The 2,462-nt window shown below is 44.4% G+C and carries 1 protein-coding gene and 1 pseudogene; both read right to left on the bottom strand.

The genetic code is table 11. The features are described 5' to 3' along the window. Positions 1-811: pseudogene (locus tag BACCELL_RS04845) on the bottom strand (pseudouridine synthase); the annotation flags it as partial. 145 nt (positions 812-956) lie between these two features. Further along, on the bottom strand, positions 957-2,303 hold the full coding sequence (purB, locus tag BACCELL_RS04840) for an adenylosuccinate lyase (RefSeq protein ID WP_007210462.1): 1,347 nt from the start codon (positions 2,301-2,303) through the stop codon (positions 957-959). Positions 2,304-2,462 lie beyond the last annotated feature (159 nt).

Here is a 2,462-nt window from a genome sequence, read left to right as displayed (position 1 = left end):
GAGAGCAGACACCTGCATTAGCCAGGAACTTGTTCAAACGAATCGGTTCATTAGGATCCGTAAACTGTTCCTTATATTCTATCTGTTTCTTACGGCTGTACTTTGCATTCGGATCATAATCCGGCGTACGACGCTGCTGGGGACGACCATATCCGCCTCTTCCGCCATCCGGATTGAAGCGTGGACGCTGCGGGCGGTCGCCATAAGAAGAACCTCCATAAGAAGAGCCACCATAAGAACGTTGTGGACGATCACCACCATCACCGCTATTATAGCGAGGACGATAAGGACGGTCGTTGTTATAAGAACGCTGTCCGTCACCACTATTGAAACGCGGGCGTTGGGGACGGTCACCATAAGAAGAGCCTCCATAAGAAGGACGCTGTGGACGATCACCACCATCACCGCTATTATAGCGAGGACGATAAGGACGGTCACCACCACTGTTGTTTCCATAAGAAGGACGTTGCGGACGATCGCCGCCTTCACGATTATAGGACGGACGATCACCATACGAGCGTTGCGGACGATCACCACCCTCGCGATTGTAAGACGGGCGGTCACCATAAGAACGTTGTGGACGTTCACCACCTTCAGCATTAGGGTTAAAGCGCGGGCGATACGGGCGATCACTGCTGTAAGCACGCTGTGGGCGTTCGCCACTCTCGCTGTTAAAACGCGGACGATAGGGTCGGTCACCACCTTCACGGTTGTAAGACGGACGGCTGTAATTGTTTTCTCTTTCAAATCTGTTGCCTGAATTCTCCTCACTGGAAGAATCGTCACGCCAATTTTCGTTTTCTGTACTCATTGTTTTATTCGAATAAAATTAAACGTTGGCCTCACGGCCATTCTATTATCACTCTTATACCTTATATTATATATGTATACTATATTAACAATCGCCGGATTTAAAATGTTGGCTTCATTATACAGCTAAATTTAATATTTCCAGCTTAGATTCCTGTATATGTATGAGGAGTAATTACACGCAATTCTTTCTTTATTTCCTCATCTACATTCAAACCTTCAATAAATTCCTTTATAGAAGCTTCCGTAATAGCCTGATTAGTGCGGGTTAAGGCCTTCAACGCCTCGTACGGATGCGGATATGCTTCACGGCGCAGAATTGTCTGAATAGCCTCAGCTACCACACTCCAGCAATTATCCAGATCGCGATAGATAGCCGTTTCGTTCAGCAACAATTTACGCAAACCTTTCAATGAGCTCTGAATGGCAATTACGATATGCCCGAACGGAACGCCTACGTTACGCAATACGGTAGAATCCGTCAGGTCACGTTGTAAGCGGGACACAGGCAGTTTCACCGACAAATGTTCCAGAATGGCACTTGCCACACCCAGATTACCTTCCGCATTTTCAAAGTCAATCGGATTCACTTTGTGCGGCATGGCGCTGGAACCTACTTCACCGGCTTTAATCTTCTGCTTGAAATATTCCATGGAAATATATTGCCAGAAGTCACGGTTCATATCGATCATTACCGTATTTATGCGCTTCATAGCATCGAATACAGCAGACAGATTATCATAATTAGAAATCTGCGTAGTATATTCTTCACGTTCCAAACCCAGTTTTTCAGCAACAAACCGGTTACCAAATGCTTTCCAGTCGAACTCCGGATAAGCCACATGATGCGCATTGTAATTTCCGGTAGCACCACCGAACTTGGCAGTAAGCGGACAAGACTTCAAAGTAGCCAGCTGGCGTTCAAGACGATATACAAATACCATCACCTCTTTTCCCAAACGAGTAGGTGAAGCCGGCTGACCGTGTGTCTTGGCAAGCATAGGAATAGCCGTCCATTCTTCCGCATACGTACGAAGTTGCGCAATCAGTTCCTCTATTTGTGGATAATAAACCTGTTCCAAAGCCTCTTTGATAGACAAAGGAACGGAAGTATTATTGATATCCTGTGAAGTCAGTCCGAAATGAATAAACTCTTTGTAGTCATCCATTCCACCCATTTTATCAAACTCTTCTTTCAGGAAATATTCTACGGCTTTTACATCATGGTTCGTTACGCTCTCAATATCTTTGATACGCTGCGCGTCAGCTTCAGAGAAGTTACGATAGATATTTCTTAATGTTTCAAATACGTTTTTGTCTACGCCTTTTAATTGCGGCAAAGGCAATTCGCACAAGGTGATGAAGTATTCCACTTCCACTTGCACACGGTATTTTATCAAGGCAAATTCCGAGAAGTAAGCTGCCAAAGCATCTGTTTTTCCTCTGTATCGACCATCAATCGGAGAGATAGCAGTAAGTAAATCAAGTTCCATACGTGTATATTAGATAATTATCGAGCCGCAAAATTAGCTTTTTTTTCTGAGTAATAAGCCATAAAGGGGAAAGAAAGTTAAGTAAGGAAGTTAACAGATAAAAAAAATAGCCTTACAACAGCTTGTAAGACCACTCATTATAGAAATCGGATGTGGGCG

It is taken from the genome of Bacteroides cellulosilyticus DSM 14838 (assembly GCF_000158035.1).
Classification (GTDB): domain Bacteria; phylum Bacteroidota; class Bacteroidia; order Bacteroidales; family Bacteroidaceae; genus Bacteroides; species Bacteroides cellulosilyticus.
This window is presented reverse-complemented; position numbering and strand designations above follow the sequence as displayed.